Source organism: Stieleria sp. (genome assembly GCF_041595215.1).
GTDB lineage: Bacteria > Planctomycetota > Planctomycetia > Pirellulales > Pirellulaceae > Stieleria > Stieleria magnilauensis.
In genome coordinates this window covers 1-8,281 of record NZ_JBFHKV010000306.1, presented here as the reverse complement: position 1 = coordinate 8,281, position 8,281 = coordinate 1, and the positions used below count along the sequence as shown (strand labels likewise).

5 protein-coding genes are annotated in these 8,281 nt (G+C 58.6%); all 5 read right to left on the bottom strand.

Features of this window, described 5'->3' with window-relative positions; translation table 11 throughout:
• Positions 1-767 (bottom strand): sulfatase-like hydrolase/transferase (locus ABX749_RS13600; RefSeq protein WP_372896455.1); only part of this gene is annotated, 767 nt, incomplete at its 3' end.
• Between the two features lie 131 nt (positions 768-898).
• Positions 899-1,642, bottom strand: coding sequence for a hypothetical protein (locus tag ABX749_RS13595; RefSeq protein ID WP_372896454.1), 744 nt, complete (start codon positions 1,640-1,642; stop codon positions 899-901).
• Complete coding sequence (locus tag ABX749_RS13590) at positions 1,632-2,873, bottom strand: tetratricopeptide repeat protein (RefSeq protein WP_372896453.1); 1,242 nt, start codon at positions 2,871-2,873, stop codon at positions 1,632-1,634. Before ABX749_RS13590 ends, ABX749_RS13595 begins: the two co-directional genes overlap by 11 nt.
• Before the next feature lie 241 nt (positions 2,874-3,114).
• Positions 3,115-4,074 (bottom strand): DUF4331 family protein, encoded by a 960-nt coding sequence (locus ABX749_RS13585; RefSeq protein ID WP_372896452.1) that lies wholly within the window; start codon positions 4,072-4,074, stop codon positions 3,115-3,117.
• 76 nt (positions 4,075-4,150) lie between these two features.
• Positions 4,151-8,281 (bottom strand): CHRD domain-containing protein (locus ABX749_RS13580; protein WP_372896451.1); only part of this gene is annotated, 4,131 nt, incomplete at its 5' end.

Sequence of the window (8,281 nt, the reverse complement as noted above, 5' to 3'; positions counted from 1 at the left end):
GGCAGGCTGTTCGGATCAAACAAGTCCCAGTATTTCTTGGGAGCCGAGAAGGGCAGGTGGGGGCGGGCGAAACCGGCGGCGATGAAGAACGGTGTTCCTTCTGTGTCGCGTCGTTGTTTGGCTGCATGCAGTCGACGAATCGTTTCGGCCGCCACGCGCCCATCGGCGTAGGCTTCGTCGTCGGCGATCGGCGATTCATAGGCCGCGCCGCGGGGCAGCGACTTGATTCGGTCGAGCTGTTGATTGGTGAAATACGCTTCTTCACGCGTCAGTTGTCCGCCGTCGGTGCTTTCCGGATCAACGTACTCGATCACTTTTTCTTTAAAGTGCGGCACGGAAAACGATTCGGGATCGCCATGGTTGCCGTGACCGATGTGGAAAATCTTGCCCAGCGATTCGGTGCGGTAGCCGTGCGCGGCAAAGTGTTGCGGCAGCGTGATCGCGTCGGGCATCACTTGTCGCAGCTGGCTGCCCAGTCCGTACAGTCCGGTCGAAGTCGAGTGTGAGCCGAGCATCAGGGTGAATCGCGATGGGGCGCAGACGGCTTGGTTGCAATAAGCCGCATCGAACCGCATGCCCCGCCCGGCGAGCGCGTCCAGGTTCGGCGTCTTGGCGATCGGATCGCCGTAGCATCCCAGCGCCGGTTTCAAGTCATCGACCAAGATCATCAACACGTTGGGCCGTTCGGCTGAGACGTGATTGGAGGCAAAAGCCAGAGCGATGACGCACCAGATTTGGCTGGTGAAAAAACGGAGAGGGGCATTCATCGGAGCACTTCGCGGCGAGAATAAGGACAGGAATCAGAGCCTGTCAGATTACAACCTCTCACACTCGTTCGTGCCATGCAATCAAGCGTCTTCACGCTGCGAATTATTGTCAGCAGCGCGACCCGCGTCTGTCAATTCCGTTTCCTCCGGCGAATTCCGAGGCAAAAGTAGCTTAGCGACAAGGATGTGATCAGTGTCAGACTGGGTTCTGGGATCGCCGTGATGGATGGATTTGTCTGGCCAAAACTCGGCTGAAACGGGTTGCGGTTGAACGCACCTTGATTCGCGATTTTCTGACCGTCGATTCCAAACACGTCGGATCCGTTGACATCATTGATGGCGTACCACTGTCCGACGCTGGCATCTCGGAAAACCAATTCGGGTTCGTCGCCGGTGAACCCAAAGTTCTGTCCGCCGAGCTGAGAACCGTACAAAAAACTCTCGCCCGCGAGGTTGTCGGGAATTCCGATTGCGTCGTGGATCCCCCCCACGATCGAAAGGTTGTCTGCAACACCATCGTCATCGAGGTCAATGTCTGATTGTCCGACGATTCCGCTGAACGATTCGGCAAGGACAACGGTCAACGTCGGGGCAAAGAGGTCGCCGACCTGAGCGGTTAGGAGTCCATTGGCGTCGAAGACCCCGGAAACGTTTGCCGCGTAGTCGATCCGGCCGATGCGACCCGTTTCGCCGCCGATTCCCAGTAACACGCCGGAGAAGGAACTGCCCATGACCCCACTGAACTCGACGAACTGCAGCTCGCTGTCAAAACCAGCTGGATTGGGTTCGAATTCGCTGATCAGGGCCGCATCAACGGTTTTTGGTAGCACCAGCAGGAAAAGTGCAATAACGATGTGCAGATTTCTAAGATTCATCGGTCTCATTCTCGTCGGTTTGATTGTTGTGATTTACTGGTTCGGTCGCCGGGGCCAACGATGAGCCGGTCAATGCGAGGACTCGATTGGACCATTGGGCGATCATCGGATTGATCGAACGGGACGTTTGCAGGTGTTGATTTGCGGCCGCTTGATTGCCGAGGGCCGCCTTGATCAGTGACGCATGAAAGTGCAGTTTCGCGTCGCGTGTTCCAAGGGCCAGAGCATGTTCGATCATGTCTTTGGCCAGCCGATATTCCTTGTTGTGGTAGAGTGCCCAAGCTAAAGCGTCATGAGAGTAGACATCGGGACGACGTTTGAAATCTTTCCTCGCCAGCTCAAGGGCCTGCTCGGGTCTCGTCGCGTGATCGGACAGGAAGTTCGCGTATTCACGGTAGTGCGCAGCGGCGGCGACCTTGGCTTCTTCCGCCATCGCGCGGTCGGCTTTGTCCAACCAGACTCTCGCCTGTTTGTCGTCTCCGTTTAGCAGCAACAGATCGGCTAACAACGCCATGGCTGGCGGATCCGCAGTTCGGTCGACGACCTCTGTCAACCGGTGGATCGCGTCGTCATCATCTCTTGTTGCCGCTAATGTCTGGGCGAGACCGATCACGGCGTCGACATGATCGGGGACAATTTCGATCGTCTTTTTGAAGGATGCTTTGGCGGATGCCCAATCACCCTGTGACCAGTAAATCGTTCCAAGACGCCACATGTACCAAGCCCGCTCAGAGTCTGGCAAATCATATCGGGCTGATTGATCGATTGCATTGTTCAGATTGCTGATCGCGGAGTCAATTTTGCCGCGCAACTCGTCGCAATGTGCAAGTCGCGCCGACACGGCAGGGGCCTGCGAAAGTTCAGACAGGCGAGCATAGTATTGCTCGGCAGCCTCGATATCGCCGATATTCAACGATGCGTCACCGAGTGACGCGATTGCCGAGAGATTGTCTTTGTCACGCTCGAGCACCGGGCTGACCAGCCGGATGGCTTCATTAAATTCATGGCGTGCACAAAGTGCATCGGCCAGATGAAGTCGTGTCGCGGTATGTTCGGGGCTGATCGCATGAGCCTCTCGGAGAACACGTTCGGCATCCGAGTAGAGCGACAATTCGCCTGTTTCTTGAGCCTGACGCAAGAGAAGTCGACCGAGGATCGTGCGATTCTGATAATCCGAGTCGTCGCGAATTCGGCTGCGGAACATCGCAATCGCTTTCTCCGTCGGCATCATCGTGCCGTATGTTCCGCGATCATGATCATGATCATGATGAGTGTGTGGGTTCTGGATCGGATCATGGGCCGAAATGTTCGACGCACCAGCTAAACAGCCGAGGCAGAGTATTGCCGGGACAACAAATGACCGCATGGTTTTTCTCAATCGACGGAGGTGTGAGTCACAGGGACGTAACGTTCGGCCGAAGCCAGTCGGTCCAACACAAGTTTGACTGGCTTCGGCGGTGCAACGCATCGAATCAATTCGGTGCAGCAAGGTAGGGGAACCCGGCGGGGAAGACGGCATCGTTCATGTCGACGCCGTCGCCTGTCACGGCCCCATTGGTCAGCAGGTTCAATTCGGCATCGATGACATCGTTGGCGAGTTGCCGCCCGTTAAGGAAGCCCGCGGTGCTGGATGTGTCGACGGTCAACACATCGGGGAGCAAGATGCCGGCGAGTACGTTTGCGGTCGCTGTGTCGCCGCCGTTCAATGTTGCAATCGTCGTGGCGACGTCGTTTCCGAAATTTGCGGGGTCGTTCACGGGTAGGCTGACGTTGAACAAATCCTTCTTTGCCGAAGGAATCAGTACGGTATTGATCGCCGGACGTCCCATTCGGTCAAACGGTTGTCCTTGATCGGTCGTTTCGACCCAAAAGCCAATGTTGTCGGCCCCGAGATCCGATCGGGGCACTTCCATCACGATCGCGGACACATTCAGCCCGGCAAAAAAATCATCACCGGTAAACTGGAAGTTATCCTGAAAACCTTGCAGGTCGAAGAAGAAAGGGTCTTCAAAAAGGTCGGCATGGATCTTCGCACCGCCTCTTGCTTTGACCGTCCGCCCCGTTCGTCCGGACGCGTAGAAGCATCCGTTGCGTCGCACGAGGAAGCGTTGCACGCCGCGTCGTGTCCGACTGAAGGTAAACGAATAGATCTCATCGGCAACCGCATCGCCGTCGTTGTCGATCTTGAAAACATAGTTGCCTCGCGAACTGAAATCCGTCGGGCTAAACACGCCGGCTGCGGGATTCACGGTTGCAATCAGCACAACGTTATTGGCGTTTTCGGGCGATTGAAACGCATAGATGTCATTGACATCCAAACGTCCGTCTGTTTGCACTGCGGGAGAATCAAGATGGTCGGCAGCAACAGCCGACGTGGGAATGGCAATCAGCGGCAACATGCAGCCGATCAATGCAGACTGAATTAACTTCATCAAATTATCCTTCATACGGGGTATCAAAAGAGTGGGAGGGATCAGAGCTCAGCGGAGTGTCAATTGAATAACGCATTCACTTGGCGACCGTGTCGACCGCTAACTGTTCAAGGAGCAGTTCGTCGATTTCATCACGGCGCCGACGTATCTCTTCCAGGGCGATCACGTCGATAGCGTCCGATGTGCCGGGCGGAAGCTCCGCGTTGAGTTCCGACGGGTTTTGTCGAGCCAAGTGGTTGATGACCATCAAGGCGTCGAGCGGCGTGATGCGATCGTCTCCGTTGACGTCCATCCGCAGCACGTCGCCAGCCAAGATTCGTTCGCTTTCGGCCGAGGCCGCAGACGGATCTGATTCGAGGGCGAGAAAATTGATGACGCGAAGGGCGTCCAGGGGCGTGGCGACGCCGTCACCGTTGACGTCCGCGGCGAGGGGGCTGCTCGGAAACGGCCCGCCGACCAGGTCAGACTCGTACGCTCCACTGTCCGTCCCCGGGCCTTGTGGTCGCGAGGTAAGCCGTTGGTCCGCCGGGACCCCGTCCGGGTTGCCGTTGTTGATCGCCGGGCTGTCGGCGAGCAACGCGTGCGTCAATGTCCTGCCGCCGTTGTCGGCCAAGATGTCAAGTCCCGGGTCGACGTTCAAGCGGTCGCTCGCGTCGGTAGCGACCAGAACTGCTCCGTCGGTATTGCCGATGACATTAAATCCTTCGCTGAGAATTTGGCCACGGATGTCGGGCGCCGTCGTCGCCGAGTTATCGCCGATGATTGACGAGGACAACGTTGTCGTTCCCGAGGCGATGTCGACTCCACCACCCTCGGCGGCGACGTTGTCGGCGATCGTCACGCTGGTCAACAGCACTTCGCCCCCTTCGCTTCGGATCCCGCCGCCCATTCCGCTGGCGACATTGCCCGAAACGGTCGAGTTGACCAAGCGGATATCACCATCGGTGCCGTCGTTGAATAGACCGCCGCCATCGGTTGCGGTGTTCCCGGCAACCAAAGACGTTTGAACAGCGATCAACCCATCGGCACTGTTCCACAGACCGCCGCCTTCTTGGACGGCAGAGTTATCGCGGATGGTTGAACCGGTGAAGATCGCGATCCCAAATCCCGAAATGTGCAGAGCCCCGCCGTTGATACCGGCTGAGTTTTCTGCCAGAGTTGAATTGCCGATCAACAGGTTGCCGAAGTTTTCGATCGCACCACCGGCACGCGCCGCGGCATTTTCGTTGATGGTTGATTCGCCGATGGAGCCGTTGGCGAACGGGGCATTGAGAATGCCGCCGCCGTTACCCAGGCCGACGATGGCCTCATTGTCCAAGATCTCGCCGCGAGTGAACGTCAACGTTCCGAGGTTGTAAATGCCGCCGCCGCCTTGACCGGGTTGGTCGCCCATCGCAATGTTTTGATTGATCAACGTATCGATCACGGTCAGCGATCCCGCACCGTTCCAGATTCCACCGCCGTCTCGCGCGGCCGTGTTGCCGGTAAAGACGCCTCGTCGAATAAAGCCATTGCCCGCGTCTCCGATGTGAAGCCCACCGCCGTTGCCCGGGGAAGCGGATCCGGCGGGGCCTGCCACATTGGACTCGAAGGTGACGTCAAGTAGTTCGAGAAATGCACTGTCACCGGATTGCTCGATGCCGCCGCCGGCACGGTTGGCGACGTTGCCGCTGAGGACCAAATTTTCCAATCGAAGCTCGCCGCCGGCGTTCAGAATTCCGCCGCCCGACCCGGCGGTTCCATCAGCAACGTTTCCGACGATGGTTGCCGCCGTGATGACCAGGTCACCGCCGTTGTTGAAAATACCCCCGCCGCCATCGTCCGATGAATCGCCGCTGGCGGTGTTTTCAGCGATTGACGTGCCGTCGATCGTCATCGTTCCGCTGCCGTTCCACAGTCCACCACCCTCGCGGGCGGCAATGTTTCGTTCGACCCGACCACCGATGATCAAGACATCCGCGCTGCCGGTGATGTGAATCCCACCACCGTTGCCGGGCGAGGCGAAGAGCGAACCACCGCCGAATCCATCGTCCAAGACGCCGGCGTTATTGCCTTCTAAGATCACGTTGTTTAACGTCAGACTGGGGCCATCGACCGAATCGCCACCGGCTTCGGAAGCGTCTTCGATCCCGCCGCCGGCGCGGCTGGCGACGTTTCCGGTGATCGACGAATCGGTGATCGACACCGTTCCGCCGCTGACATTCAAAATCCCGCCACCGGACCCGTTTTCTCCGTCGGCAAAGTTCTCCGACACGGTCGCATTGCGTAACACGAGGGTGCCGCCGTTGTTGAACAGTCCACCGCCTCCGTTGTCCGCATCGTCACCGAACGCCGAATTGCCGGAGACGAGCGTTCCGTCGACCGTCAGCGTGCTGCCGGCCTGATTCCATAACCCACCGCCTTCGCTGGCAGCTACGTTGCCAAAGACCGTTCCGCCGGTCAGGGTGACGTCGGCAACACCGGTCACGTGCAGCCCTCCGCCGTTGCCCGGGCTCGGACTGCCGTTGGTTGCAGTGCCATCGACGTCGTTGTTGATCAAGTGGGAGTCGGTCAGCGTGACCGTTCCGTCAACGATCTCGATACCACCTCCGGCTCGATTGGCTCCGTTGAATTCGAATGACGAATTGCTGACAGTGACGTTGCCGGCAAGGTTGAACAATCCGCCGCCCGAGCCACTTTCACCGTCGGCGAGGTTGCCGCTGATTGTCGTGTCGGAAATCAACAGGTCTCCGCCGTTGTTGAAAATGCCGCCGCCACCATCGTGACTCGCACTTCCCTGGGCCACATTCCCGATGATAGAGGTACCCTCGACCGACATTGTGCCTGATCCGTTCCACAAGCCGCCACCTTCAGATGCCGCAACGTTTCCGGATACGGAACCGCCGGTGATGGTTGCATCGGCATCCCCGGTGATGTGAAGTCCGCCGCCGTTGCCCGGTGTGGCCAGTCCGGCCGGCCCAGCGATGTTGTCGTCCAAGTTGACGCCGATCAGTGTCGTCACGCTGCCCGGGGTGGCTTCGATTCCGCCGCCGGCGCGAGACGCCACATTCCCCGAAATGGTGCTGTCGGTAATTGAAACCGAGCCGCCATCGTTGAGCACGCCTCCGCCACTGCCCATTGGCGTGGGGAAAACAATTTGTCCTCGGACTTCGCCCGACGGATTCGCGCTGCTATGAACGTTGATGTAGGCGCCAGCGGCCAGCAGTGCGGCGATGTTCTGGTTCGGAAAAGCAACATCATCCAAACGCAAGCGGATCCCCGTCTCTTCGCTGATCCATTGATCGGTTCCCAAGTTGACGATCACCGGGCCGTTGGCGCCCGATGCTTGCAAGTGGATGTGCGCGCCGGTCAGTTGTGGCAAATCGGATTCGTCGGTCAACTCAATTCCGCTGACGAACAGATCCAAACGGAACGATTCACTTTCGGCGTCAAAAACGAGATTTGCCTCGCCGAACGCCGTCGTGTTCACCGGTGGCACTTCTTGGCTACCACTGAGCGCGAACGTGGTTGCACCTGCGGCCACATTGTCGGCGATCGTCGCGTCAGAAACTTGAACGGTACCGCCGGCGTTGAAGATCCCGCCGCCACCTTGATCGACTTGTGATCCTGCCGCGATGTTGTCGGCGATCGCGGTGTTTCCGTCGATGGTCAATGTGCCCGATCCGTTCCACAAGCCACCACCTTCAGACGCCGCGAAGTTTCCGGAGACGGTTCCGCCGGTGATGGTTGCATCGGCGTTGCCGGTGATGTGAAGTCCGCCGCCGTTGCCTGGTGCAGCCATTCCGGCCGGTCCAGCGGTGTTGTCATCCAAGTTGACACCGGTCAGTGCCGTCGAACTGCCGGCCGTCGATTCGATACCGCCACCGGCGCGATTGGCCGTGTTGCTCGAGATGCTCGCCGACTGGACCGTCAATGTGCCGGAGTTAAAAATGCCGCCCCCGCTGGCCGAGCCGCCGATCGCCGCATTTCCGGAGATGTCGCCTCCGTCGATGTTGACCGTCCCCCCCGCGTTGTAAATGCCTCCTCCGCCGTCAGTTGCTTGATCACCGCTGGCCGAATTACTTCGGATGCTGACGTCGTTCAAGGACAGCCCCGAAGTCAGTTCGCTAATCTGAATTCGAAACAGTTCATAGCCAGCGGCGGTGAAGTCGGCGTTATCGGCACCGAAGGTTCGCATCATTGCGACCGACTGGGTGCCTCCCAGGAT

What these genes read in the sequence shown, in the direction of transcription:
- ABX749_RS13595 (WP_372896454.1), bottom strand. Translation starts at nt 1,642, where the DNA reads ATGAATCTTAGAAATCTGCACATCGTTATTGCACTTTTCCTGCTGGTG.
- ABX749_RS13590 (WP_372896453.1), bottom strand. Translation starts at nt 2,873, where the DNA reads ATGATGCCGACGGAGAAAGCGATTGCGATGTTCCGCAGCCGAATTCGC.
- ABX749_RS13585 (WP_372896452.1), bottom strand. Translation starts at nt 4,074, where the DNA reads ATGAAGTTAATTCAGTCTGCATTGATCGGCTGCATGTTGCCGCTGATT.